The organism is Oribacterium sp. KHPX15, from assembly GCF_900107835.1.
Taxonomy (GTDB): Bacteria; Bacillota; Clostridia; order Lachnospirales; family Lachnospiraceae; genus Oribacterium.
Window position 1 is genome coordinate 128,360 of record NZ_FNRG01000004.1, and the last position, 25,755, is coordinate 154,114.

General features: G+C 44.1%; 23 protein-coding genes and 1 riboswitch. Of the genes, 21 read left to right on the forward strand and 2 right to left on the reverse strand.

Translation table 11 applies throughout. The features are described 5' to 3' along the window. Window positions 1-4 precede the first annotated feature (4 nt). The 17 genes from rnpM (at window position 5) to BLV86_RS04405 (ending at window position 20,457) form a co-directional block, all read left to right on the forward strand. Complete coding sequence (rnpM, locus tag BLV86_RS04325; RefSeq protein ID WP_197027319.1) at window positions 5-271, forward strand: RNase P modulator RnpM; 267 nt, start codon at window positions 5-7, stop codon at window positions 269-271. After that, window positions 264-584 (forward strand): L7Ae/L30e/S12e/Gadd45 family ribosomal protein, encoded by a 321-nt coding sequence (locus tag BLV86_RS04330; protein ID WP_442950755.1) that lies wholly within the window; start codon window positions 264-266, stop codon window positions 582-584. The genes rnpM and BLV86_RS04330 overlap by 8 nt, the downstream gene beginning before the upstream one ends. After that, on the forward strand, window positions 574-3,315 hold the full coding sequence (gene infB / locus BLV86_RS04335) for a translation initiation factor IF-2 (protein ID WP_090815258.1): 2,742 nt from the start codon (window positions 574-576) through the stop codon (window positions 3,313-3,315). Before BLV86_RS04330 ends, infB begins: the two co-directional genes overlap by 11 nt. Then, window positions 3,312-3,728 (forward strand): 30S ribosome-binding factor RbfA, encoded by a 417-nt coding sequence (gene rbfA, locus BLV86_RS04340; RefSeq protein ID WP_031550728.1) that lies wholly within the window; start codon window positions 3,312-3,314, stop codon window positions 3,726-3,728. Before infB ends, rbfA begins: the two co-directional genes overlap by 4 nt. After that, window positions 3,673-4,776 carry a DHH family phosphoesterase gene (locus BLV86_RS04345; protein ID WP_242840080.1) on the forward strand — a complete coding sequence of 368 codons (1,104 nt, stop codon included), beginning with the start codon at window positions 3,673-3,675 and terminating at the stop codon, window positions 4,774-4,776. Before rbfA ends, BLV86_RS04345 begins: the two co-directional genes overlap by 56 nt. A 10-nt stretch (window positions 4,777-4,786) precedes the next feature. Then, complete coding sequence (gene truB / locus BLV86_RS04350; protein WP_090815259.1) at window positions 4,787-6,379, forward strand: tRNA pseudouridine(55) synthase TruB; 1,593 nt, start codon at window positions 4,787-4,789, stop codon at window positions 6,377-6,379. 162 nt (window positions 6,380-6,541) lie between these two features. Beyond that, on the forward strand, window positions 6,542-6,808 hold the full coding sequence (gene rpsO, locus BLV86_RS04355) for a 30S ribosomal protein S15 (protein ID WP_031550722.1): 267 nt from the start codon (window positions 6,542-6,544) through the stop codon (window positions 6,806-6,808). Between the two features lie 354 nt (window positions 6,809-7,162). After that, window positions 7,163-9,256, forward strand: coding sequence for a polyribonucleotide nucleotidyltransferase (locus BLV86_RS04360; RefSeq protein ID WP_090815260.1), 2,094 nt, complete (start codon window positions 7,163-7,165; stop codon window positions 9,254-9,256). 164 nt (window positions 9,257-9,420) lie between these two features. Next, a complete protein-coding gene (gene gltX, locus BLV86_RS04365; RefSeq protein WP_031550716.1) occupies window positions 9,421-10,869 on the forward strand; it encodes a glutamate--tRNA ligase in 1,449 nt (482 codons plus the stop codon). A 191-nt stretch (window positions 10,870-11,060) separates the two neighbouring features. Continuing rightward, the gene (locus tag BLV86_RS04370; RefSeq protein ID WP_031550713.1) at window positions 11,061-12,092 is read left to right on the forward strand and encodes an SPFH domain-containing protein; all 1,032 of its coding nucleotides are present in this window, start codon (window positions 11,061-11,063) and stop codon (window positions 12,090-12,092) included. Window positions 12,093-12,318: 226 nt separating this feature from the next. Further along, complete coding sequence (gene hflK / locus BLV86_RS04375) at window positions 12,319-13,419, forward strand: FtsH protease activity modulator HflK (RefSeq protein WP_242873234.1); 1,101 nt, start codon at window positions 12,319-12,321, stop codon at window positions 13,417-13,419. Beyond that, window positions 13,416-14,306 (forward strand): protease modulator HflC, encoded by an 891-nt coding sequence (gene hflC, locus BLV86_RS04380; RefSeq protein ID WP_090815261.1) that lies wholly within the window; start codon window positions 13,416-13,418, stop codon window positions 14,304-14,306. The genes hflK and hflC overlap by 4 nt, the downstream gene beginning before the upstream one ends. A gap of 57 nt (window positions 14,307-14,363) precedes the next feature. Continuing rightward, window positions 14,364-16,217 (forward strand): ATP-dependent helicase, encoded by a 1,854-nt coding sequence (locus BLV86_RS04385; protein ID WP_139297878.1) that lies wholly within the window; start codon window positions 14,364-14,366, stop codon window positions 16,215-16,217. 103 nt (window positions 16,218-16,320) lie between these two features. Next, window positions 16,321-16,992 (forward strand): response regulator transcription factor, encoded by a 672-nt coding sequence (locus BLV86_RS04390; RefSeq protein ID WP_031550702.1) that lies wholly within the window; start codon window positions 16,321-16,323, stop codon window positions 16,990-16,992. A 30-nt stretch (window positions 16,993-17,022) separates the two neighbouring features. Next, entirely contained in the window at window positions 17,023-18,588 is a 1,566-nt protein-coding gene (locus BLV86_RS04395; RefSeq protein ID WP_090815263.1) for a sensor histidine kinase, read from the forward strand. Between the two features lie 176 nt (window positions 18,589-18,764). After that, window positions 18,765-18,995 (forward strand): hypothetical protein, encoded by a 231-nt coding sequence (locus BLV86_RS04400; protein ID WP_031550696.1) that lies wholly within the window; start codon window positions 18,765-18,767, stop codon window positions 18,993-18,995. A 79-nt stretch (window positions 18,996-19,074) separates the two neighbouring features. Then, window positions 19,075-20,457: a hypothetical protein gene (locus BLV86_RS04405; protein ID WP_090815264.1), complete on the forward strand. Its 1,383-nt coding sequence runs from the start codon at window positions 19,075-19,077 to the stop codon at window positions 20,455-20,457. 128 nt (window positions 20,458-20,585) lie between these two features. Here the strand turns inward: BLV86_RS04405 and BLV86_RS04410 are convergent, their stop codons facing one another. Continuing rightward, window positions 20,586-21,116: a hypothetical protein gene (locus BLV86_RS04410; RefSeq protein WP_090815265.1), complete on the reverse strand. Its 531-nt coding sequence runs from the start codon at window positions 21,114-21,116 to the stop codon at window positions 20,586-20,588. Between the two features lie 280 nt (window positions 21,117-21,396). Continuing rightward, on the reverse strand, window positions 21,397-21,828 hold the full coding sequence (locus BLV86_RS04415) for a hypothetical protein (RefSeq protein ID WP_031550688.1): 432 nt from the start codon (window positions 21,826-21,828) through the stop codon (window positions 21,397-21,399). Window positions 21,829-22,111: 283 nt separating this feature from the next. Further along, window positions 22,112-22,226, forward strand: a riboswitch (FMN riboswitch). Between the two features lie 153 nt (window positions 22,227-22,379). Here BLV86_RS04415 and BLV86_RS04420 point away from each other — a divergent pair. The 4 genes from BLV86_RS04420 to BLV86_RS04435 all read left to right on the forward strand — a co-directional run bounded on the left by BLV86_RS04420 (window position 22,380) and on the right by BLV86_RS04435 (window position 25,655). Further along, the gene (locus BLV86_RS04420) at window positions 22,380-23,006 is read left to right on the forward strand and encodes an ECF transporter S component (RefSeq protein WP_031550685.1); all 627 of its coding nucleotides are present in this window, start codon (window positions 22,380-22,382) and stop codon (window positions 23,004-23,006) included. A gap of 176 nt (window positions 23,007-23,182) precedes the next feature. After that, complete coding sequence (locus BLV86_RS04425) at window positions 23,183-23,983, forward strand: creatininase family protein (RefSeq protein WP_090815266.1); 801 nt, start codon at window positions 23,183-23,185, stop codon at window positions 23,981-23,983. Between the two features lie 518 nt (window positions 23,984-24,501). Beyond that, a complete protein-coding gene (locus tag BLV86_RS04430; protein WP_090815267.1) occupies window positions 24,502-24,843 on the forward strand; it encodes a zinc ribbon domain-containing protein in 342 nt (113 codons plus the stop codon). A 371-nt stretch (window positions 24,844-25,214) separates the two neighbouring features. Beyond that, window positions 25,215-25,655 (forward strand): Hsp20/alpha crystallin family protein, encoded by a 441-nt coding sequence (locus BLV86_RS04435; protein ID WP_090815268.1) that lies wholly within the window; start codon window positions 25,215-25,217, stop codon window positions 25,653-25,655. The last annotated feature ends 100 nt before the right edge of the window (window positions 25,656-25,755 follow it).

Sequence of the window (25,755 nt, forward strand, 5' to 3'; positions counted from 1 at the left end):
CGGTATGAAGAAACTGCCGGAAAGAACCTGTGTAGGCTGTGGTCAGAAAAGAGAAAAACCTGACCTTATACGTATCGTTCATTCACAGGACGATACCTTCAGCATTGATCCGACCGGCCGAAAAAACGGCCGCGGTGCATATATCTGCAACGACCTTGCATGCTTTGAAAAAGCAATAAAACGCAAGGCACTGGATCGTGCTTTCAAGGTAAGTATTTCTGAAGCTACAGCGCAGGCACTCAGAGAGGAACTGATAAAGCTTGATAGATGATAGAATATACGGTCTGCTGGGCCTATGCCAAAGAGCAGGCAAATTGAAAAGTGGCGAGTTCGCAGTGGAAAAATCCCTTAAGGGCGGAAAATCCCAGCTAGTGATAGTTCCCGAGGATGCGTCAGATAACACAAAGAAAAAATTCAAAAATATGGCAACCTACAGAAATGTGCCGTATTTTGAATTGGGAACTAAAGACAGGCTGGGGGCGCAGCTCGGAAAATCCGAACGGTCATCTCTCAGCGTAGAAGATGAAGGTTTCGCAAAAGCGATGATCAAATATATTGACGGAGGTAATGTGAATGTCAGATGAGAACCAGAAAGAAAATGGATTAAACAGCAAGGAAGCTAAGAAGGAAGAGGCACCAAAGAAGAAAAAGCTTGCTGTGGTTTTCCATTCCCAGAACTCCGCTAATCATAAAAACCATCCACTTGGCGGAAAGCTTTCTTCAGCTAAGGAGCAGGGCGCACGTAAAACCAGATCTGCTGCAGAGTCAAAGGAAAAGGAGCAGCCTAAGAAGACAAGCCCCAACGGAAGACCTCTTCCTCCCGGAACAGCAAGAGTCACACCTCTTCGCGAGCTGAATGAAATTCAGCAGCGTCAGGCCGAAGCAGAAGCAAAGGCCGAAGCAGCACGTAAGGCAGCTGAGGAAGAAGCAAGAAAGAAGGCTGAAATCGAGGCCAAGGCAAGAGCTGAAGAAGAAGCAAAAGCTGAAGCAGCACGTAAAGCTCAAGAGGAAGAAGCAAGAAAGAAGGCTGAAACACGTTCTGCAGCTTCCGGCGAAGGAAGAACAGGCGACCAGAAGCCCAGATTCGACAGAAATACAGGAGATCGCCAGCAGAGACCGGGATTCACTCAGAAAACCGAAAGAGGAGAAAGACCTCAGAGCGGTTTCCACAAGGATGGCGCAAGACCTTCCGGTACAGGAAGACCCGCAGATCGCAGCGGTCAGCAGAGACCTGGACAGAGACCTGCAGGTGCAGGCTTCGGCGGTCAGAGACGTACGGACAGTTCAGCTGCAGCCGTAGATATTTCTTCAAAGCCAACAGCCAACAGAAATGCGCACAAGCCATCAGACAAGAATTTCGGAAATAAGAATTTCGATAACGAGAGAGCTGAGGCAGCTAAGAGAAACCGTACCAATCGTAAGCAGAACAAGTACACTGCAGAGCAGTCTTACGAGAGAGACGATGAGATGGCAGCACGCAAGAAGAAGACCGGAAAGGGTGCATTTATTAAGCCTGAAGTTGTTAAGCCGGTTGAGGAAGAGATCAAGTCCATCACCATTCCTGAGGTTATCACCATCAAGGATCTTGCGGACAAGATGAAGCAGAAGCCTGCCGACATTATAAAGAAGCTCTTCATGCAGGGCCAGATGGTAACTCTCAATACCGAACTTTCCTATGAAGAAGCCGAGAATATCGCAGTTGATTACGATATCCTTTGCGAGATGGAAGAGAAGGTAGATGTAATCGCCGAGCTTGTTAAGGATGATATCGAAGATCAGGAAGAGGATATGGTATCCAGACCTCCTGTAGTCTGCGTAATGGGTCACGTTGACCACGGTAAAACATCTATCCTTGATGCTATCCGTAATACAAATGTTACAGCAAAGGAAGCCGGCGGTATCACACAGTCTATCGGTGCTTACCAGGTATCCGTTAATGTTAACGGCGAGGACCGTCTCATTACCTTCCTTGATACACCTGGACACGAGGCATTCACAGCCATGCGTATGCGTGGTGCACAGTCAACAGATATCGCTGTACTCGTAGTTGCAGCAGATGACGGTGTAATGCCTCAGACAGTGGAAGCTATCAACCACGCAAAGGCCGCAAACACTCCTATCATCGTAGCAATCAACAAGATTGATAAGGAAGGTGCAAATCCTGACCGTGTTAAACAGGAACTTATGAAATATGACCTTGTTCCCGAGGATTACGGCGGAGATACCATCTGTGTACCTGTTTCTGCAAAGAAGGGTATCGGTATCGAAGATCTTCTTGAGAACGTAGTTCTTGAGGCAGACGTCATGGAGCTTAAGGCTAACCAGAACCGTTCAGCTTACGGTGTTGTTATCGAGGCAGAGCTTGATAAGGGACGTGGTTCCGTTGCAAGACTTCTGGTTCAGAAGGGAACTCTTCACCAGGGTGATGTAGTTGCAGTAGGTTCCGCTTACGGTAAGGTTCGTGCCATGACTGACGACAAGGGCAGACGTATCAAGAAAGCCGGTCCTTCACAGCCATGTGAGATACTTGGTCTCAATACTGTTCCCAATGCCGGAGAGATTTTCCAGGTTAAGGACAGCGAGAAGGAAGCTAAGGCTTATGCTGCTGCCTTCGTAACAGAGAACAAGCAGAAGATGGTTGAGGAATCCAAGAAGAAGGTATCTCTTGATGCACTCTTTGATCAGATCAAGGCCGGCGAGATCAAGGAACTTCCTATCGTTGTCAAGGCTGACGTTCAGGGTTCAGTTGAGGCCGTTAAGGATTCCCTTGAGAAGATCAAGAACGATGAGGTTGCCGTTAAGGTTATCCATTCCGGTGTTGGTGCCATCAACGAATCCGATGTGGTTCTTGCAAGTGCTTCCAATGCTATCGTCATCGGTTTTGACGTTAAGCCTGATGCAACCGCAAAGGAAATTGCAGAACGCGAGCATGTTGATGTAAGACTTTACAACATTATCTATAAGGCTATCGAAGATATCGAGGATGCAATGAAGGGTATGCTTGCTCCTGTTTATGAGGAGAAGGTTATCGGTCATGCTGAGATCCGTCAGATCTTCAAGGCTTCCGGCGTTGGTAACATCGCAGGATGTATGGTTAAGGACGGTCTCGTACAGAGAGGCGCCAAGGCCCGTATCATGCGCGGACCAAAGCAGGATCTGGTATTCGAGGGCGAGATTGCTTCCGTAAAGCGTTTCAAGGACGATGTAAAGGAAGTAAAGGCAGGCTACGAGTGTGGTCTTGTATTTGAAGCCTTTAACGAGATCGAGATCGATGATTATGTTGAAGTCTATGTAATGGAAGAGGTTAAGCGTTGAGAAAAAATTCCGTTAAAAATACAAGAATAAATGCCGAGGTCATGAGAGAACTTTCCGTAGCGATCCGTGACCTCAAGGATCCCCGCATTTCACCTATGGTGTCTGTTACCGGTGCTGATGTAACTCCCGATCTTCAGTATTGCAGAGTTTACATTTCGGTACTCGGCAGCGAGGAATCCCTTAAAAAGACCATGGAAGGCTTAAAAGCCGCCAGTGGTTTCCTGCGTCGTGAACTTGCGCAGACCGTAAATCTCCGTCACACCCCGGAGCTTCAGTTCATCGAGGATCACTCCATAGAGTATGGTGCCCACATGGAAGAGCTCATCAGCAAGGTTGCCAGAGAAGATGCGGAAAAGCATGTTGATCAGGAAGAAGATCCTGCTCAGGATCCTGACACAACAGAAGAAGTATGATCATTCACAGGCAGAGGTGCAGCCATGCATTATCTGCCTGAATTTCTACTATGAGAGAGAGTATTTCATGAACGAATTTGAAAAGTTGATAGAAGCAGCAGAAAGCATTTGTATCCTTGGACACACAAATCCCGATGGCGACTGCCTGGGTTCCACACTCGGTACAAAGCTTTATATACAGGAGCGTTACCCTGACAAGAAGGTCAATGTTTATCTCCAGAACGCCAATGAAAAATTCAGGTTTATGCCCGGTTTCAATGACATTATACATGTACCCTCAGACCGCAAATACCAGTTATGTATCATCTGTGACTGCAACGGTTATGACAGGGTAGGCGACTTCAAGATCCTTGCCGAACATGCTGAAAATCTCTATGTTGTGGATCACCACATCCCGGGAAATCAGAAATTCGAAAAGTGTACTATTATTCCTGAAGCATCAAGTACCTGTGAGGTAGTTTACGATCTTATGGATGACAGCTACGTTAATAAAGATGCCGCTTCCTGTCTCTATCTCGGAATAGTGCATGATACCGGTGTTTTTAAGTATAACTGCACCTCCAGACATACCATGGAGATAGCCGGTCGTCTTATGTCAAAGGGAATAGATTTCGGTTCCATAATTGATGATACTTACTACACAAAAACATATGCACAGCAGCAGGTACTGGGACGAGTTCTCACCGAAAGCCTGATGATCATGGATAAACGATGCATAGCCGGCTGGCTGACCTGCAAAGATATGAGATTTTACAATGTCACCTCCAAAGACATTGACGGTATAGTAAGCACCATGCGTGAGACTCGTGGCGTGGATTGTGCCATCTTCATTTACGAGATGACTAACCAGAATTACAAGGTAAGTCTCAGAAGCAACAACAATATGCTGGATGTTGCCAAAGTGGCTTCTCATTTCGGCGGCGGCGGTCATAAAATGGCAGCCGGATGCACTCTTCAGGGATCACATTTTGATGTTATAAATAACGTTACAAAGGAGTTGGCAAAACAGCTGGATGCGCCGGAATTCGTTTCAAACAGCGCCCAATGATAAATAACCAATGGATGGAATAATAGTAATAAATAAAGAAAAAAACTGGACCAGCTTTGATGTCACAAAAAAGCTGCGCTCAATACTTCATGAAAAGAAAATCGGACACACCGGAACCCTTGACCCTCTGGCGGAAGGAGTACTGGTGGTCTGCGCCGGTGCCGCAACAAAACTTGTGGAAACCATCTCCGGTACCGAAAAAGTTTATGAAGCCGAGATGCAGCTTGGTATAATCACTGATACAGAGGATATAACGGGAACCGTGCTGGAAGAGAAGCCTGTGAAGGTTACCGAAGATGAGGTCAGGGATGCCATAAGTTCTTTCATAGGAACCTATGAACAAATCCCGCCCATGTACAGTGCAAAAAAGATCAATGGCAAAAAGCTTTATGATCTTGCCCGTCAGGGAAAGACCGTTGAACGTAAAGCCAACAGAATAACGGTACACGACATTAAAATACTTGATATCAGTCTTCCTTATGTAAAAATGGAGATCACCTGTTCCAAAGGCACCTACATAAGAACCTTATGTAAGGATATAGGCGAAAAGTTGGGAACAGGAGCTGCCATGACTGCATTGCTCCGCACCAGAGTGGGAAAATACACTCTTTCAGAAAGCCATACCATATCAGAGCTTTCTGAGCTTGAAGAGAAGGGTGAACTCTATTCCGTAGTGAAGCCTCCTATTTTTGTTCCGGAGCCGGCAGTTGTTGCCTTCGGAAAATTTGACGGAAGCCATAAAGGACACCAGCTCATATTTGAGAATATGTTTGCCATCGCAGGAGCTAAGCATTACAAAACCGCTGTGCTGACATTTTCGCAAAATCCGGACAATCTTTTTTCCGGAACCAGCAAAACCTCGATTTCTTCAAGTGATGAACACCTCACGAGACTCAGAAACCTTGGTTTTGATTACGTATTTTCATATCCTGTGAACCACGACACCATGAAGGTTCCGGCGGAGTTTTTTTTACGAGATGTGCTTATCGAGGGCATGAATGCAAAGGATATCGTTGCAGGAACCGACTGCCGTTTTGGTCACATGGCCCAGGGCGATGCGGACATGCTGATGGCCCTCCAGGATAAATACGGTTATACCGCCCACATCATCAAGAAACGTCAGGTTCTTGATGAGAACGGTAACTCCAGAGAGATATCCAGTACCTTTATCCGCGAAGAAATCCAGAAGGGTAATGTCAAGCTGGCAGCAGATCTTCTCGGAAGGCACGTTGCATTAAGCGGCACTGTCATCCACGGAAAACACTTAGGCTCAACAGTTCTTGGTTTTCCTACCGCAAACATTCTGCCTACCTCAGGAAAGACCCTTCCAAAAGCCGGAGTTTATATCTCCAGAGTTCTGGTGGGACAGGTGCTTTACCGCGGAGTTACCAATATAGGTACAAATCCCACTGTAGCAGCCGATAATCCGGTAAGTATAGAAACCCATATTATTAATTTCAATAAAGATATCTATGGTCAGAAGATCCGCGTGGAATTTATGGACAGAATAAGAGACCAGGAAAAATTTGCATCCCTTGAAGTTCTCAAACACCAGTTGGAGAAGGATGTGGACGCGGCTATGCATTATCCCATGGATTTGTAAATTTTTGTTTATTTTTTTGAAATGCATTGACAAGGCTTAAGTGCTTTGTTAAATTACATGAGTATGCGCGTTGGCATGGTTCTTAGGAACTCCTTTCGGGAACTCTGTTAACGTAAGTTTAATCACGAAATATCGTGAAAGTTATTTTAGGAGGAATTTAAAATGATTTCTAAGGAAAAGAAAGCTGAGCTTATTGCACAGTACGGACGTAAGCCTGGTGACACAGGTTCACCTGAGGTTCAGGTTGCTATTCTTACAACAAGAATCAACGAGCTTACTGAGCACCTTAAGAAGAACCCTAAGGATCACCACTCAAGAAGAGGACTTCTTATGATGGTTGGTCAGAGAAGAGGACTTCTTCAGTACCTTGCTAAGACAGACCTTGAGGGTTACAGATCACTCATCGAGAAGCTCGGTATCAGAAAGTAATTTTGATAAAGAAGAGCGGAGATTTTTTCTCTGCTCTTTTTCTTTATTAAGAAATCACTTAAAAACGGTCGACCAAACTTAGAGAATCTGTTAAAATCTGTATGGTGATCATCAAATGAGAAATCAGAGATTTTAGTTTTCTTTAAGAAGGTCAGATCAAAAAACCAAACGACAGGAGAGATATCCGAGATCACTGATGAGATTCCGGTTCAAAGAGCGGTATAAACAATCGGCTGTATACATCCGGCATGATTAATCATGCCCTGTGTTCTGTTCGGGGATATACGGCATGACTTTGAAGCAGAGTTATATCAGTGTTTTTGGACCTCCCTGTCAAAATAATGGAGGTAAATAATGTACAAGAGTTATTCAATGGAACTCGCCGGCAGAACACTTACCGTTGATATCGGTCGTGTTTGTGCCCAGGCAAACGGTGCAGCACTTATGCACTATGGCGATACAACCGTTCTTTCAACATGTACCGCTTCAGCCGCTCCGAGAGACGGCATTGAATTCTTCCCTCTTCAGATCGAGTATGAGGAGAAGATGTATTCAGTCGGTAAATTCCCGGGTGGATTCAAGAAGAGAGAAGGCCGTGCAGGTGATAATGCTATCCTTACATCACGTGTTATCGACCGTCCTATGAGACCTCTTTTCCCTAAGGATTTCAGAAATGACTGTCTCGTTGACAACCTGGTTATGTCAGTTGATCAGGATTGCTCACCTGAGCTTCTTGCGATGCTTGGTTCATCCCTTGCAACAGCCATCTCAGATGTACCCTGGGACGGTCCATGTGCTTCAACACAGGTTGGTATGATCAACGGTGAGTTCATCATCAATCCTACCAATGCAGAGAAGGCTGTTTCAGACCTTGCCCTTACAGTTGCTTCAACCCGTGACAAAGTTATCATGATTGAAGCAGGGGCAAACTGCATTTCCGATGATAAGATGATCGAGGCTATCTACAAGGCTGACGAGATCAACAAGCAGATCATCGGATTCTTCGATTCCATCATCGCAGAGTGCGGAAAGAAGAAGATGGAGTACGTTAGTGCTGCAGTACCTGAAGAGGTATTTGAGAAGATCAAGGCCATCGTTCCTCCTGAGGAGATGGAAACAGCAGTATTCACTGATGACAAGCAGCAGAGAGATCTCAACATGGCTGAGGTTACAAAGAAGCTTGAAGAGGCTCTTGCAGAGGATGAAGAAGCTCTTGCCATCCTTCCTGATGCCATCTATCAGTATGAGAAGAAAACAGTTCGTAAGATGATCCTCAAGGACCACAAGAGACCGGATGGTCGTAGAATCGACGAGATCAGACCTCTTGAGGCTGAGGTAGACCTTATTCCGAGAGTACACGGTTCTGCTATGTTCAAGCGTGGACAGACTCAGATTCTTGATATCGTAACCCTTGCTCCTCTTTCAGAGGTTCAGAAGGTTGAGGAACTTAATGAGTACATCACAGAGAAGCGTTACCTTCACCAGTACAACTTCCCCGGTTACTCAGTAGGTGAGGCTAAGGCAAGCCGCGGCCCGGGACGTCGTGAGATCGGTCACGGAGCACTTGCTGAGAGAGCACTCCTTCCTGTACTTCCTTCAGTAGAAGATTTCCCATATGCTATCCGTGCGGTTTCAGAGACAATGGAGTCAAACGGTTCAACATCAATGGGTTCAACCTGCGCATCCTGCCTCTCACTTATGGCAGCCGGTGTTCCTATCAAGGAGCCTGTAGCAGGTATCAGCTGCGGTCTTGTAACCGGTGATACAGATGATGACTATCTCGTACTTACAGATATCCAGGGTCTCGAAGATTTCTTCGGCGACATGGACTTCAAGGTAACAGGTACTCACGAAGGTATCACAGCTATCCAGATGGATATCAAGATCCACGGTCTTACAAAGGATATCGTAACAGAAGCTATCAAGAGAGCACACGAAGCACGTCTTTTCATCATGGACGGCGTAATGAAGGATGCTATTGCAGAGCCTCGTAAGGAGCTTTCACCATATGCACCTAAGATCATCACTCTCCAGATCGATCCTGAGAAGATCGGTGATGTTATCGGTAAGCAGGGCAAGACCATCAATGCAATCATTGATGAAACAGGTGCAAAGATCGATATCGACGATAACGGTATGGTTTCCATCTCCGGCATCGACCTTGCAGCTCTTGAGAAGGCTAAGAAGATCGTTGAGTCCATCGTTAATGACATCGAGCCGGGACAGATCCTCACAGGTAAGGTTGTACGTATCATGAACTTTGGTGCATTCGTACAGTTAAGCCCTAACAAGGACGGTATGGTTCACATCTCAAAGCTTGCTGATGGAAGAGTTGAGAAGGTTGAGGATGTTGTAAACATCGGCGATGAAGTTACCGTAAAGGTACAGGAAATCGACAAGATGGGCAGAATCAACCTCACCATGAGACCACAGGATCTCAAAGACTGATATAATCACAAAAAATCATCCTCGGGAATCTCGTGTCAATGTTATTCCCGAGGCTTCAATACATAGAGAATAGCCTTTTCAGGCATAGATTTCTGTGAATATCAAATTTCAAATCTAAGAGCGGGGACTGGCGACAGTCCCTTCTTTACATTTAGGAGAACAAAATGAAGATCAGAACACGATACGCTCCGTCACCAACCGGAAGAATGCATGTTGGTAATTTAAGAACTGCACTGTATGCTTACCTCATTTCAAAGCACGAGGACGGCGATTTCCTTCTCAGAATAGAAGATACAGACCAGGAGCGTCTTGTTGAAGGTGCGGTAGACCTCATTAACAGAACCCTTGCCGACACAGGTCTCATCCCTGATGAGTCTCCTGATAAGCCGGGTAATTGCGGACCTTATGTTCAGTCAGACCGTGTTAAGTCCGGAATCTACATGGATTATGCAAAGCAGCTCGTAAACGAGGGCAAGGCTTACTACTGCTTCTGTACAAAGGAGCGTCTTGAGACTCTGAAGACAACCGTTAACGGCGAAGAGATCATGCACTATGATAAGCATTGTCTCGGTCTTTCAAAGGAAGAGATCGAGGAGAACCTTAAGGCAGGAAAGCCTTATGTTATCCGTCAGAACAACCCTACAGAGGGAACAACATCTTTCCACGACGAACTTTACGGAGATGTTACAGTAGACAATTCCGAGCTTGATGACATGGTACTTATCAAGTCTGACGGATTCCCTACTTACAATTTTGCCAATGTTATCGACGATCATCTCATGGGCATCACTCACGTTGTCCGCGGCAATGAGTATCTCAGCTCAAGCCCTAAGTACAACCGTCTCTATGATGCTTACGGATGGGAAATCCCTAAGTATGTTCACTGCCCGCTTATCACAGATGAGAACCACAAGAAGCTTTCAAAGCGTTCAGGACATTCTTCCTTTGAGGATCTCATTGACCAGGGCTTTGTAGCGGAGGCTGTTGTCAACTTCGTAGCACTTCTCGGATGGTCACCGGATGATAATGAGGAGATCATGTCTCTTCAGGATCTCATCCGTAAGTTTGATTACACCCGTATCTCAAAGAGCCCGGCTGTTTTCGACATGGGCAAGCTCCGCTGGATGAACGGCGAGTATATCAAGGCTATGGATTTCGATAAGTACTATGAAAGAGCGCTTCCTTTCATTCAGGATACCATTAAGAAGCCTCTTGACTTCAAGCATATCGCTACCATGGTTAAGACCCGTATCGAGATTTTCCCGGATATCCCTGAGATGATTTCTTTCTTTGAGGAGGTTCCGGAGTACGAGAATGATCTTTATGTAAACAAGAAGTCAAAGACCAATCTTGAGAACTCTCTTGAGCTTCTTAAGGATGTGCTTCCTCTTCTTAAGGCTCAGGAAGATTACTCCAATGATGCGCTTTTCGCACTTCTTTCGGAGTACGGCAAGGAGAAGGAGCTTAAGACAGGTTTTGTTATGTGGCCTATCCGTATCGCTCTTTCAGGCAAGCAGATGACTCCTGCGGGTGCCACCGAAATCATGGAGGTTCTCGGAAAGGACGAGTCTATTAAGCGACTTGAGGCGGGAATCGCAAAGCTTGAGGGGTGATTTCCGCAAGTATTTGAAATGGGTCAAGAAAATGCAAGGGACGTGTGACGGCCCTTGCATTTTTTTCACGTCTTCTCACGAATTTCTTTTTTCGTATATAATCGTTAATATTTTATCTTTGTCATATATGCTATTATAGTCTCGTAAAATTTTTCGTCCTTCCAAAATTTGAAGGACAGATTGGAGTATGTATGGGATTCTTTTTATTTTTTCCTTTTCTGGTTATCATTTTCGTTATTCTGAGTGGCTGCATTAAGGTCGTACCTCAGGGGTATGCCGTTAATGTTGAGCGTCTCGGAAAGTATCATGATACCTGGCACGCGGGGCTTCACTTTAAGATGCCTATCATTGACAGGGTTTTCCGTAAGATTTCTCTGAAGGAGCAGGTTTGCGATTTTGATCCTCAGCCTGTTATCACAAAGGACAATGTTACTATTTCCATTGATTCTGTAGTTTATATGACCGTTTTTGATCCAAAGGCTTATCAGTATGGTATCGAAAATGCCATGAGCGGTCTTGCCAATCTTACAGCCACAAACCTTCGTTCAATCGTTGGTGAGATGGAGCTTGATATGACTCTTTCAGGCAGAGACATCATCAACAGCAAGATGCAGATGGCCCTTGATACTGCAACTGATCCATGGGGAATCAAGGTTACAAGAGTTGAGGTCAAGAATATCCAGCCGCCTCGTGAGATTGAGGAGGTTATGACCAAGCAGATGAGAGCTGAGCGTGAGAGACGTGAGACTGTCCTTCAGGCAGAGGCTCATCAGGAATCTATAGTTAAGAGAGCAGAGGGTGACAAGAGGGCTAAGGTTCTTGCGGCTGAGGCTGAGAGAGATGCTCAGATCGCCATTGCTCAAGGTAAGGCTGAATCTGTAAAGCTTGTTTACAGAGCAGAGGCTGAGGGTCTTGAGATGCTTAAGTCTGCCAATGTTAATGACACAGTTCTGAAGCTTCGCGGTCTTGAAGCACTTAAGACTGTGGCTGACGGTCGCGCAACAAAGATTTTCCTTCCGACAGATATTTCTGCAACCGTTTCTTCTCTCGGCGCTCTGACAGAGGCTGTGGGAATCGGTGATTACACAAAGATTGACAGAACTCCGAAGGAGGAAGCTCAGCGTCCGGTTGACCCATGTTTAAATGAGCATAGCACTCCGATCACTTTGGAGGCCGCAGGAAAGTCAAACCAGATCGCAGATGACATAGAACGCAGAGGCTAATATTTAGAAAAATAAATCCATTCTGGAATGGAAGCCTGAACCGAAGAAGGGCATCTGTATATAAACGTTGAGCGCGGACGAGAAAAATCATAACCAAACCCTTAGAGCCTCTAAGGAGTTCAGTTATAGATTTTCCGCCGCAAGCGACTCGTTTATATACGGATGCCCTTCCGCTCAGGCTGGGCGTTTTAATGATTTCTAAAATCAAAAACGAGGAGAGTAATAGATGAAAAATTTTAACAACGGAGGTGTCGGCAATGGCCCCGGAATGCCTCATATCGATATGCCGGATCCCAAAAAAGCAAAGGAAACAGCCGGAAAGCTCCTTAATGTTCTGACATTGGTCATCGTAGCCTTCGTGGCCATTAGCTTTATCACTTCCGGCATTTACAGAGTTTCTGAGCAGGAACAGGCGGTCTTAACAAGATTCGGAAAGGTTCAGGACGTAAAAACCGCCGGAATGTATTTCAAGATTCCTTTTATCGATTCTGTTCACCTGGTTCGCACAACCACATACGGCATTCCCATCGGTTACAAGGTTGTAGACGAAAATGCCGGAGAAAACGGAAGAGCCGAGTCACTTACCGAACAGTCTCTGATGATTACCTCAGACTTCAACTTTGTAAACACCGATTTTTACATTGAGTACAGAGTCTCAGACCCGGTCAGCTATCTGTATAATTCCAGTGCCCCGGAGGCAATCCTGGAAAACCTTGCCCAGGCAGCCATTCGTACCATTGTTTCCAATTACAATGTTGATGATGTCATGACAACCAGCAAGAACAAAGTACAGTCCGATGTACGTGATTCTTTGGTAAGTGCCCTTACAAAGGCAAACATAGGTCTTGAGGTTGTTAATGTCTCCATACAGGACGTTGAACCGCCAAACCAGCTGGTTATGTCTGCTTTCAAATCTGTTGAAAATGCAAAGCAGGGTTCTGAGACTTCGATTAATAACGCAAATAAATACAAGTCAGAACAGCTTCCTGCAGCCGAGGCCAACGCTGACAAAATTGAAAAAGATGCAGAAGCAAAGAAGGAAGCCAGAATAGCTGAAGCAGAAGGACAGGTAGCAAGGTTTAATGCTATGTACGATCAGTACAAGCTTAATCCTCTAATTACAAAACAGCGTTTATTCTACGAAACTATGGAGGATGTTCTTCCGGATCTTAAGGTCATAATCGATGACGGCGGAACCCAGACCATGCTTCCTCTTGCAAGCTTCACATCAGAAAACCGCACTAATACTGTGAATTATTCTGAAACTACGGATACAGATGCATATTCATCTGAAGACTACCTGACTGAGGAGGAGAGCAACTCATGAATAAATCATTCAACAAAATAAGAGCTGTCCTTGTGATCTTACTCATTTGTTTTTTATTCCTGTCAGGTACCGCCTTTTATACTGTAAATCCCAATGAATACGGGGTTGTAATACATCTTGGGAAGATCACAAAAGTGAGCACCGAAGCAGGACTTTATACAAAGCTCCCATTCCTGGAGAGCGTCCGCTACATCCCGAAGGATCTTCAAATCTACGATATACAGCCTTCAGATGTTATCACAAAAGATAAAAAATCCATGATTGCGGATGATTTCATTCTCTGGAAGGTCACAGATCCCGTAAAGTTCACGCAGACTCTCAATGCTTCCACAAGAGCCGCAGAAGATCGTGTAGGCGTAGCAGTTTATAATGCCACAAAGAACACCATCTCCTCAATGTCTCAGGACGAAGTCATTGCCGCAAGAGGTGAACAGCTTACAAAGCTCATAACCGAAGATTCCAATTCGGACATCGGTGGCTACGGCATTACCATCACTGAAGCAAAGATTAAAGCCCTTGACCTTCCCGACGACAACAAGGAAGCCGTTTACGAACGAATGATCTCCGAGCGCCAGAATATCGCTGCATCCTATAAAGCACAGGGTGACAGCCAGGCCCAGAAAATCCGAAATGATACCAACCGTCAGGTAACAATCATGGAGGCAGAGGCCAAAAAGCAGGCCGCCATCATTGAAGCCGAAGGTGAAGCCGAATACATGAAAACCCTCGCCGAAGCCTACAACACCACTGAGAAAGCGGAATTCTACAACTACATCCGCTCCCTCGACGCCCTGAAAACCTCACTCAAAGGCAGAGGCGACAAGACCATCATCCTCGATAAAGATTCCGAACTCGCAAAGATCTTATACGGCACAGACCTTCGATAAACCAGGGTTAGCCCCGGCGGGCATCCCGTATGGTCTAAATTCAGACCATAGGAGATTTTGAAAGCTCATGGTACACTGTGTGCCATGAGCTTTTCTAATGAACAAATTCAGGCAATCAATCACATATACGGTCCCGCCATGGTGCTTGCCGGCCCCGGCTCCGGAAAAACCACAGTCATCACCCAAAGACTCCTTCACCTTTTGTCCATAGGCATTCCTTCAGAAGACATTTTGGTCATTACCTTCACAAAAGATGCTGCTCAGGAAATGGAAACACGATTTAATAAACTGATAAAAGAAAGAGGCATGTCAGGACATCAGATCACATTCGGAACCTTTCACTCGGTTTTTTTCTTTATCCTGAGACTAAGATACAATCTTTCCTTCAAGAACATAATAAACGACAGAACCAAGGTGATGATTCTGCGTGAGCTGACCATGAGAGAACACATTGACAGCTCCTATGACATAGACTTTTTCAGACTTCTTCTTTCCGAAATCTCAAAGTTTAAATCTCTCGGAAAGGATACCTCCGGCTTCACCTCCAAACTCATAGATACAGATAAGTTTCTACGCATCGTGGAACAGTACCGACAGGAACTCAGGATTCAGCGATTGGTGGATTTTGATGACATGCTTCTTTTATGTCATGAACTGTTTCTGAGGGAACCTGAGGAACTCAGAAAATGGCAGGAGAAATACCGTTTCATTCTCGTTGATGAGTTTCAGGACATCAGCCCTGTTCAGTATGAAATAGTCAAAATGCTTGCGGCTCCCGAAAACAATCTTTTCATAGTAGGAGACGACGATCAGTCCATATACCGTTTCAGAGGTGCAGAACCCTCCATCATGCTTGGTTTTCCAAATGATTATCCCGACTCACAACAGATTTTCCTTTCCAACAATTACCGTTCAAGACAGGAGATAGTAAATTTCGCAAAAAAGGTCATAAGTCACAATAAGCAGCGCTTTTCAAAGGATATCCGGGCTGTGAATGGTCCCGGGGGAGTGACATTATGCTACAGGACAAAGGACCCGCTGAACGAATACCTCCAGGTTCTCGAAAATATCAAAAAGGAGCTTAAAACTGGTGTCCCACCTGAGGAGATCGCAGTTCTTTTCAGAACAGAGCTTCTGGTGCACCCACTATTGACAGAGCTTTCCAAACTGCAGATTCCCTATACCTTAAAAAACAAGGTCAAAAATATCTACGACAGCAGCTCCGCCAGGGACATTATCTCCTATATCAGGTTATCCCTTAACCTGGGAACCCGGGCAGATTTTCTCAGGATAATGAATAAGCCGCTTCGCTATATATCGAGAAAGGCCATGGACCACCGGGACATGAACTTTGACAAATTGAAGCGGTACTACTCTTCATCATCTGAAATGATATATAAGATAAACTTACTTGTGAGAGATCTGGAAGCTGTAAAGCGACTCCCTACGGTGGCAGCTATTATCTATATACGGAAAAAGATCGGCTATGACCGCTTTATCGAGGATAATGCAAGAGAGAACCATGTAAATCCTGAAAACATAAATGCTATAATGGATGAGATAGAGGCTTCCGCACGGCACCTGCCGGACAAAAATGAATGGCTGAAATTCGTTGAAAACTACGGAGAAGAACTTGCGAAAAAACAGGATGGTTCCGAAAAGGGCATCCACCTCATGACCTTCCATGGCAGCAAGGGGCTGGAGTTTGACATCGTTCATCTTGTGGATATAAATGAAACCATTGTTCCTTACCGGAAGGCTGTTTCAAAGGAGGATATCGAGGAAGAGCGCCGTGGTTTCTATGTAGCCATCACAAGAGCCAGAAAGGAACTTCACATTTATTTCACAGATCAAAGATATAGTAAAAATTGCAGTCCAAGCAGGTTTCTGCTGGAGGCAATGAAAAAATAAATGCCCTTATGTGTCCTTTCGCTCACGGGGCATCCTATATATTTTAAACCCGCACACTTTCGGTCTCTGGATCATGTTTGAAACGGGTACGATGGGAGGAGTTATGGATCGTTTAAAAATACTTGTTGTAGATGATGAAGATCGTATGAGAAAGCTGATTTCCGACTTTCTCAAAATCAAGGACTTTGAAGTTATCGAAGCCGCAGACGGAGAGGAAGCAATAGATAAGTTTTTCTCCGTAAAGGATATAGCCCTTATCATTCTTGACGTAATGATGCCGAAAATGAACGGATGGGATGTTCTCAAAACTGTCCGGGAGCACAGCAAGGTTCCTGTGATAATGCTGACGGCCCGTTCCGAAGAGTCTGATGAGCTGAAAGGCTTTGAATATGGTGCAGATGAATACATCTCGAAGCCTTTTTCACCAAAGATACTTGTGGCGAGAGTCGAAGCAATACTTAGAAGATCCGGTATAAACCAGGATGACGTGATAGATATCGGCGGCATAATCATTGACAAATCCGCCCATTCCGTAAAGATAGACCAAAAAGAAGTTGAGCTTAGCTTCAAGGAGTATGAACTCCTGGTTTATTTCATAGAAAACAAGGGCATAGCTCTCTCCAGAGAGAAGATCCTCAATAACGTATGGAACTATGACTATTTCGGAGACGCCAGAACCATTGATACTCATGTAAAAAAGCTGCGTGCCAAGATGGGTGAAAAGGGCGACTACATTAAGACCGTATGGGGCATGGGCTACAAGTTCGAAGCGTAATGAGTATAGAAAAACGGAATGGAGATTTAAATGAATAAAAACTCTATCCTGAAAAAAAGCATTAAGTGGCGGTATACCTGCATTTTCATCTGTATTATCGCCGCCATACTGGCTGCCATACTTTTGACCAATACTTTCCTTCTGGAAAGAATATATACCAAAGAGAAGATTACAACTCTTGAGACTGCATATATGAAGCTTGACAACATGCTTAACAGCACTGCAGATTCCGGCATCGCCTCAGAACTCTTCCCGGCAGATTATGACAGTTCCGATCCCAAAACCGAGACAACAGCTACAAGGTATCTTAAGGAACTGTCAGAGACCTACAATGTTAATGTTATCATCCTGGACACAAAAACCGACAGGATTTTCTCGACCTTTGGAGACCTTAATTTTCAGCTTCGAAAACTAAATCAGTACATTCTCGGAAACAGATCCGGCATTACGGCCGAAGTGGTCAGAAAGTTCGACAACTATTCAATTGAAAGAAATGTTGATAATCTGTCAAAGGACACTTATCTTGAAAGCTGGGGATATTTTTCAGATAACACCACCTGCTTCATCATGTCCATGCCGGTTTCCAGCCTGAAGGAATCCGTTGGTTTTTTTAACCGCTTCCTGCTTTTTATCGGTATTCTGGCCATGATCTTTGGATCCATCATAGTATATTTCATGAGCCGCGAGATCACAAAACCCATAAATCAGCTGGCCCGCCTCAGTGAAAAGATTTCTGCCCAGGATTACAGCGCCAGATATGAAGGGGCATCCCAGGATGAGATAGGTGTACTCGGTAATTCCATGAACACCCTGTCTGAAAGTCTTCAGAAAACCATCGCAGAACTAAAAACCGCCAACAATGAGCTGCAGTCTGATGTTGAAACCAGGATAAAATATGCCGAACGTCAGCAGGAATTTGTTGCCAATGTCTCCCACGAGCTCAAAACCCCCATAGCTCTTATTCAGGGCTATGCGGAAGGACTAAATGAAGGGTTGGCAGAGGATCCGGAAACCAGAGCCTACTATTGCGGAGTTATAGTGGATGAAGCAAAAAGGATGAACACTTTGGTTCATGAGCTTATGAATCTAAGTTCCATAGAACAGGGCAAGGACCTTCCTGACTTCGCACTTTTTGATATTTCAAAGGTGGTAAACGGTGTCATAACCAAGTCAGAGATTCTTATAAAGCAGGCTTCTGCCCACGTAGAAGTAGACATTCCCGACGGCACCATGGTATGGGCAGACGAGTTTAAGGTAGAGCAGATCATAACAAACTACCTGAACAATGCTTTACACCACCTGAAGGAACCAAATAACATAAGCATCTTCTCCGAAAAAGAACGGGACGGAACCCTGTCCATTCATGTGTCAAATACCGGAAATCCAATTCCGGAGGAAGACCTTACAAAGATATGGGAGAAGTTTTTCAAGGTGGATAAAGCTCACACCAGAAGCTATGGCGGAAGCGGACTTGGTTTAAGCATTGTCAAGGCCATAGTTGAAGCTCACCATCAGAAGTGCGGAGCAAAAAATACCAGAACCGGAGTGGATTTCTGGTTCACGCTGGAAAGAGAAGATAAACATAAACGCTTATGAATCAAACAGGTCTCAGGGAAGTAACCTGGTCAGATCCGGTGGACGTCTGAATGGTTACATTTATTCACTATTTCTTTATACTTTTTTCTCTTTCAATATATCCCGTTTTAGATTAATATGTGGGGAGCGATTTAATTCGCCCCCACTTTTTTTTATAAATATCGGAGGTACCACTAATGATAAATCCCGCAGAAATGATGAAGATTGCAGGTATAATGAAGAAATTCCAGAGCAATCACCCTAAGGTTGTAGCATTTATGCAGCACACCTTTTCAAGCAGCATTCCCATCGGTTCGGTAATTGAGTTAACCATCACAAAACCGGGCTCTGACCCTGTGACTACCAACTTCAAGGTTCTTGAGGATGATGTGGAAATGGTTGAAACCTTAAAGAAGATGCACAAGTGATACCATGAACCTTTCAAATTTGTTAAAAGACCCTGTTGATATACCATTTCTCCTAATATACGTCACAGGAGTTCTGGTCATGGTATACAGCGCCATGCAGTTTGTTCATGGTGCTGTATATAAAGAAAAAAAGGCTTTGCTGCATGGGCTTAAGACCTTTCTCCTGGCCGTGATCTTACTTGCTCCCAGACTCATTTATCAAAAAGTCAGGATTGACGGATCTGATTATGCCGGCCTTATAAAAACTTCCATCAAAGCCACCGGTATAATTAATGATTCTTCTGCCTCTTATGATGAACAGCTTGAAAAACTACAAATTGAGGCATTGGCAGAAAGATTATCGGAAAATGGATATCGTATCTATTACTTAACCGGAAGTTCAGATGGTGAGTCCGGGAACGAATTTCAAATGCTTAGTGCTGTAAAAGCCACATCATCAGATTCTGATGCCTCAGACATCATCCTGATTTCTACATATATCGATTCTTCGGATGCGGATGCCATATTTTATGATACAGCAAAAATTGCAATCCTTGAGTCGGTAGCAAAAAGGCTGTCTGTCATGAACGCTTCAACGGAAATTCGCTTTCTTATATCCCGGGATCCCGGTCAGGGGAGGAATACAGCAGAAGAATATATGTCGAATCTTTCCTCAGAGGATAAGCAGCGGATACTTTTTGAATTAAGCCTTGACCTGGAGAACTCCGATGAATACCCAGGGTTCAAAGCCGCTACAGTTAATGGAAAGGCAACGCCCCTTTCAGATGCCCTGATAAGCTCCATCAAAAAAATGACAGGGCAGAAGGTTGAACTTAAAAGATCCACAGATACAGAGTATGTTGTTTACCATATAAATGGTATTCCATCTGTTTTACTGACCCAACATTTGACAAAAGAGAGCAGCGCAAAGAAGTCATCTCTTGTGCCGGATGCAGAACAGCTTTCCGACACAGCAGCCATAATAGGAAATATGCTCACAAATGCTGTCTCCAAAAACAGCACCGCTTTTATAGATTCCATCAGATCTATGGATATGAGAGAACCCGGTTCCGGCTCTTTCGTAAGGAAAGCCTACCCGGAGTCTTTATCCATGATGAAAATATCTGAGGAACTGGGAGTAAGGCTGACAGAAACCGGAATGAAAGATCCTGACGGTGCAGATATCTACAGCGGAAACCTTTATCTTCTTACTTTTGACACACCTTCAGAAGTTTATTTTCACATAAATGATAAAGGCCTCAATAGAATCACTGTAAATACCAAGGGTCTTTCCCGTTCAAAAGAGGAGCTTACTCAGATCCTGAAAAATCTTTTCGGAGAACCCGAAGTAAAAGACTCTGTCCGTATCTGGACAGACGAAGAGTACGGCTCAAGATACCATATAGCTGAAGCAGACTTGTCAGACACTTTTGATAATATTGTATCTGATGGATACAGCCTGTATATAACTGCAATAGATTAGTCATAGAAAGAATCCTTACGGATTCTTTTGAGCCGCGTGGCTCCCGCGATTTTTAATCGCGGGTAGAAACGAAAGCTCCGGAAACCACTTGCTATAGTGATCCCCGGAGCTTCTTTAATAATTCGCTCTTATAAGTCTGTCATGAGTCCTGTCGGTGATGATGACAGGATAACGCAATATCCTACTTCAGTTGCTGCTACGGCCTGACTGCTTAGGCTTATATTTCCCAGCGTAGCATCCACAACTCCAATCTTTTCAGTTGAAACAGCCTCAGTTTTCTCTACGTTTGCAGCAGCTTTTTTTGTATTGGATGCCTCTATCGTGTCTGCCGCGTTTATAACAGGTATCGTAACCTTTGAAGATTCTGATGATGAAGCTGACGATACATTTTGTGTCGTGATAGTCTCTGCGGTCTGGACATTGACAGCAGCTGTTATAACCGGTGTAACAGCTTTGCCTGAAGCGACTTCAGAACCCGGCTCAACGCCGATAGCAGCAGACGATTTATTCTGACTGTTTGATGTTGTATATGCAGATGTGGAAGAGGGCAGTGAAGAAACTGTCACTACATTGTCCGCCATCGCAGGTATCGCAAAACCGGATATCAAAACCCCGCTTAACATCATTGATACCAATATCTTACCCGGTATTTTATTCATAACTCTAACCCCTTACTTTAGGATACAGGTGTTTTTGAAGATCATATGGCTATCCATTCATTACGCGAAGATCCTGAAATAAGCACCAGTCCCTAAGTTCATTATATTCCAAAAGGCACTTGCAAAATGTTACATTTATTCTACGTTTTTCCATCAAAACATGTATAAGAGATTCACTGTCTCCCGGAAAAATCAAAAAAATGGAGCCCCTATCAATGACCTCTATACAATCATTGATATGGGCTCCGATTTTCTTAGTGAAAACCGTTATGCACTAAAATTAGTTAGCGCCGTGAGTTGCCTCATATGTTGCATTGGCAATAGCTGCTAAATCAGCTGAAGTAACTACAGGTGCTACAACTACTGTATTGCCTGCTAACTCTTCCTTTGCAAGCTCAATAGTGTTGTTAGCCTGAGCTGCTGCTGCCTTGGAATTGGCAATTCTTGACTCTGTTGTGTTCTGAGCAAGCTTGATTCCCTGTGAAGCGTTTGCAATTGCTGCAGCTGCTTCCTCACCACCTACTGACTGAACATAAGCATCCCATGAAGCCATGATAGCATCATGCTTTGCATTAGCGTCATTGGCAGCAAGAGCTGATCCTGAATATGGATCAATGTTGCGAACCTGTGATGATGCAAATGCAGGAACTGCCATTGAAGCTGCGATTACGCCTGTCATTGCGACAGCTAAGATTTTCTTAGAAGTTTTCATCTCAATATACCTCTTTTGCATTTTTTACCACTTTGGGTGATACATAATTACCTTGCCTATTATACAGCAAATAATTAAGATTTCCATAATTTTTTCAATATTTTTACAAAAAATGTACTTAATCATTTCTAAATACACTTGAAACAGTTCTCACCAACGAGAGTGGTCCCCCGTGGATTTTCCCAGGTTTTCTCATAAAAATGTATTGTGAAACCTAACCGTATCCAAAATCATCTGTTGACAGTCCTGCCTTCTGATGCTAGTCTAAAGTCAGAAAACGAAATAAGTTCTTCGGGGCAGGGTGTGATTCCCTACCGGCGGTATAGTCCGCGAGCCTTTGTGCATGAACCGGTGTGATTCCGGTACCGACAGTATAGTCTGGATGAGAGAAGAAAACGTGAAATAAATGACGATTTATCTCAGTACCCGAATTTCAGGTACTGAGATTTTTTTCGTTACCGGGCATTTCCGGTTCGATTATAGATCGAAATTTCAACCATCTCAAAGAGCTTGTTTCCTCAATTATCATTATAATTTTGGAGGACAACATTATGACAAACAGATCAAACATTCAGAAAATGGTTTACACCGGACTTCTTGCAGCTCTTGCGGGAGTGCTCATGTCCCTTGAATTCAGCATTCCTTTCTTCCCGCCGTTCTACAAGATAGACTTCAGTGATATGCCGAGCGTAATCGCACTTTTCACTCTCGGACCATTTTCCGCATTCTTTGTTGAAGTTTCAAAGCTTCTCATCAAGCTTTTCACAGTGGGAACAAACAGCATGTATGTAGGTGAGGTTTCAAACCTTCTTGGAGCGTTTATTTTCATCGTTCCTATGTGGCTCATGTACAAGAAGTCTGATAAGTCCATAAAGAGCATTGCCATCTTACTCATCACCAATGTTTTCATCCGCACCGCATGGATGTGCTTCTGCAATGCTTTCATCACACTTCCTATGTATGCCAAGGCTATGGGCGTAAGCATTGACGATGTTGTGGTTATGGTATCTTCGGTAAATCCTCTCATCAAGAATCTTCCGACCTTTATCATCCTTGCAACAATTCCGTTTAACCTCATCAAGCTCACTTTGGTTTACACACTTTCATATGTGATCTTCAGCAGAGTAAGGGCTGCTGTTCCAGGGTTTCGTTCAATGAACAGCGCCGCACAGGCATAACTTCAGGTTTTATGGAGACATTTATTTCCATATCATAAGATCATCAGCTGGCGAATGTTTCCGATCAGGAGGCATTCGCTTTTTCTTTACTGTATTGAAGACCGGGTAAAAGAGTTTCCGTGAGTCCCCGGGGCTTTAATCAGTAACCTTATTTCACCTTCAAACAGGAGACTATCATGATTCAGAATTACAGAGATTTAACCAGAAAAGAAATGGAAGCTATCGACAAGGACCGAACTATGGTCCTCATACCTCTCGGCGCCATAGAACAGCATGGGTCGCAGGCACCTCTGGGCACAGATTCAATGATAGCGGAAGCGATGCCCAAATACGTTAAAGAAGAGCTTGAGAAAATCGATCCTGATTTCCCCATGCTCATTTTTCCTGTAATCCCGGTGGGACTTTCCATAGAGCATCTTAATTTCTCCGGCTCCGTTTCCTTTAAGCCGGATACCTACTACCACATGCTTTATGACATTGCTGAGTCTATACAAAATCACGGCTTCAAGAAGCTTGTTTTCCTTATTTGTCACGGAGGAAACCGTCCAGTGGCTGATATTCTTTCAAGACAGCTACGTCATGATTTCGGAATCTTCACCTTTGTTCTGGCATCAGGTGCTTTCCTGGATCCTGAAGTTCAGGCCACCATAAGCCCGGATAATCATTGGGATTTCCACGGAGGAGAGATGGAAACCTCCATGATCATGGCGATTCACCCTGAAACCGTCAAACTTGAGCTTTCGGAAACCGGCTACAAAGACGGAGGCTACAAAGGAAAGAAAATCCTGAATTTTTCAGGCGAAGCTGCCATCAACTGGATGGGAGAGGACTTAAGAACTTCCGACGGAAAGCCTATCGGAATCGGAGGCGATCCCCGTGGCGCCACATCCGGAAAGGGCGAGATTATTTTCAGACGTTCCGCAGAAAAACTTGCAAAGGCACTCCTTGAAGTCCGGGACTGGGACATTAACGCATAAATCCCGTAACAGTTCAGCCGACAATGGATTTAATCAATTCCGGAGTCTCGCAGACAGTTTATCTGATTATGAAACTTTTGATTGACTACATATTCGTATTCGTCATAATAAGTCAATAATCTCAGATTACTTATATGACTCAAAACATGAAATATCAAAAGTGAGTCAATGTATCAGCTTGTTATAGATGACTCTGTTATCGAAATTATCCAATATGAGGCATTTCCTGAATCTATTATCAATAAGTATCAAGAATAAAAATAAACATATAATTCAAGAATCCTACCCGCCTGCACCTCGGCTGAACTGTTACTAAACCCCTTATATATTTTTACCTTTTACACCCAGATGTGTTTCATTCATAGTCGATCCTCGTTATAATGAAATAAGTAAGAATGCTTCAATTATCGGCATACTGTTAACGATCATTGCTGTCCTCATGACATTGATCGCCCTAAGCCGATGACCCGGTTTTGTATAAAAGAAATATGATAATATTTACATAGGAGGCTGAAATAATGGGATTGTTCGGAAAAAAAGATGAAAAAATCGACCATGAAAAGGAACTTGCCAGATTAAAAGCATTTGCATCTCTTACCCCTGAGGAGCTCGCGAAGAAGATGGAAGAAGCACAAAAGGCTGCTCAGGAGGCTTTTGACAAGCTGACTCCGGAAGAACAGGAGCGTGCAAAGGCAGAAGCAGAGAGAATGATGCGTGAGTCAGAGCAGGAGCGTAATGCGCTTCTTCAGGAAGCTCAAAAGTTTGGCCTGAAGGTTCCCAAGTTCTGTCCGTACTGCGGAACCGAAAACAAGGGCGGCAATTTCTGTCCGAGCTGCGGAGCACCGTATAAAACAAACTAGTCCAGCATATGTTAAGTATCTGATACATCATATTCGCTATTACAGCTTATGTTTTAGCGATTTAACAACACACAATGTGCCAGATACTTATTATTCGATGGACTATAAGTACGGAATAAATAAATTAATCCCTTGTCTCCACCACCAAATGGAGACAGGGGATTTTTAAGTTTACAAAAAGTTTATAATTTTTGTTAGCACTCGCCGTTGACAAGTGCTAACAATAAGACTATAACATAGTTGTAAACAAAAAGAGGGGTTCAAAAAGACAAGAAACTGATTCAAATCTTCCCTGATCACAGCTGATCTGTAGTTGATACTGAATCAAAAACAAATCTTCAAGAGCCTGAATATAAAGGAGGAATTTTGATATGTTGTATATGCCTAGTATTTTTGGTGATAACTTTATGGATGACTTTTTCGGCGACTTCAATCGCGACCTGCATTCAAGACCTGCACATAACAGTCAGCCTGCAAATCTGATGAGAACCGACATCAAGGAAAACGACAAGGCTTATGAAATGGCTGTCGAGCTTCCGGGTTACAAGAAAGAGGACGTTAAACTTGAGCTTAATGATGGATACCTGAAGATAAGCGCTACACATAATGACGACAAAGAAGAGAAGGACAAAGAGGGCAGAGTTATCCGCCGCGAGCGTTACAGCGGCTCAATGCAGAGAAGCTTCTATGTAGGCGATGACTTCACTCCACAGGACATCGAAGCTAAATTCGAAGACGGAATCCTCAAGATCGACCTTCCAAAGAAGGAAGTTAAGAGAATCGAGGCTCCGAGATACATCGAGATCAAGTAATAACTTAAGAAGCATGGCGCTGACGGCGCCATGCTTTTAGAATTTTATTTTCCCGCAAATTTATTGTTGACAACAGCTCTCTATTCTTGTAGAATACACT

Bases quoted from the DNA above. Each gene is read 5' to 3' on its own strand.
- rnpM (WP_197027319.1), top strand. From the start codon at position 5: ATGAAGAAACTGCCGGAAAGAACCTGTGTAGGCTGTGGTCAGAAAAGA.
- infB (WP_090815258.1), top strand. From the start codon at position 574: ATGTCAGATGAGAACCAGAAAGAAAATGGATTAAACAGCAAGGAAGCT.
- BLV86_RS04345 (WP_242840080.1), top strand. From the start codon at position 3,673: ATGTTGATCAGGAAGAAGATCCTGCTCAGGATCCTGACACAACAGAAG.
- truB (WP_090815259.1), top strand. From the start codon at position 4,787: ATGGATGGAATAATAGTAATAAATAAAGAAAAAAACTGGACCAGCTTT.
- rpsO (WP_031550722.1), top strand. From the start codon at position 6,542: ATGATTTCTAAGGAAAAGAAAGCTGAGCTTATTGCACAGTACGGACGT.
- BLV86_RS04360 (WP_090815260.1), top strand. From the start codon at position 7,163: ATGTACAAGAGTTATTCAATGGAACTCGCCGGCAGAACACTTACCGTT.
- gltX (WP_031550716.1), top strand. From the start codon at position 9,421: ATGAAGATCAGAACACGATACGCTCCGTCACCAACCGGAAGAATGCAT.
- BLV86_RS04370 (WP_031550713.1), top strand. From the start codon at position 11,061: ATGGGATTCTTTTTATTTTTTCCTTTTCTGGTTATCATTTTCGTTATT.
- hflK (WP_242873234.1), top strand. From the start codon at position 12,319: ATGAAAAATTTTAACAACGGAGGTGTCGGCAATGGCCCCGGAATGCCT.
- hflC (WP_090815261.1), top strand. From the start codon at position 13,416: ATGAATAAATCATTCAACAAAATAAGAGCTGTCCTTGTGATCTTACTC.
- BLV86_RS04390 (WP_031550702.1), top strand. From the start codon at position 16,321: ATGGATCGTTTAAAAATACTTGTTGTAGATGATGAAGATCGTATGAGA.
- BLV86_RS04395 (WP_090815263.1), top strand. From the start codon at position 17,023: ATGAATAAAAACTCTATCCTGAAAAAAAGCATTAAGTGGCGGTATACC.
- BLV86_RS04400 (WP_031550696.1), top strand. From the start codon at position 18,765: ATGATAAATCCCGCAGAAATGATGAAGATTGCAGGTATAATGAAGAAA.
- BLV86_RS04405 (WP_090815264.1), top strand. From the start codon at position 19,075: ATGGTATACAGCGCCATGCAGTTTGTTCATGGTGCTGTATATAAAGAA.
- BLV86_RS04410 (WP_090815265.1), bottom strand. From the start codon at position 21,116: ATGAATAAAATACCGGGTAAGATATTGGTATCAATGATGTTAAGCGGG.
- BLV86_RS04415 (WP_031550688.1), bottom strand. From the start codon at position 21,828: ATGAAAACTTCTAAGAAAATCTTAGCTGTCGCAATGACAGGCGTAATC.
- BLV86_RS04420 (WP_031550685.1), top strand. From the start codon at position 22,380: ATGACAAACAGATCAAACATTCAGAAAATGGTTTACACCGGACTTCTT.
- BLV86_RS04425 (WP_090815266.1), top strand. From the start codon at position 23,183: ATGATTCAGAATTACAGAGATTTAACCAGAAAAGAAATGGAAGCTATC.
- BLV86_RS04430 (WP_090815267.1), top strand. From the start codon at position 24,502: ATGGGATTGTTCGGAAAAAAAGATGAAAAAATCGACCATGAAAAGGAA.
- BLV86_RS04435 (WP_090815268.1), top strand. From the start codon at position 25,215: ATGTTGTATATGCCTAGTATTTTTGGTGATAACTTTATGGATGACTTT.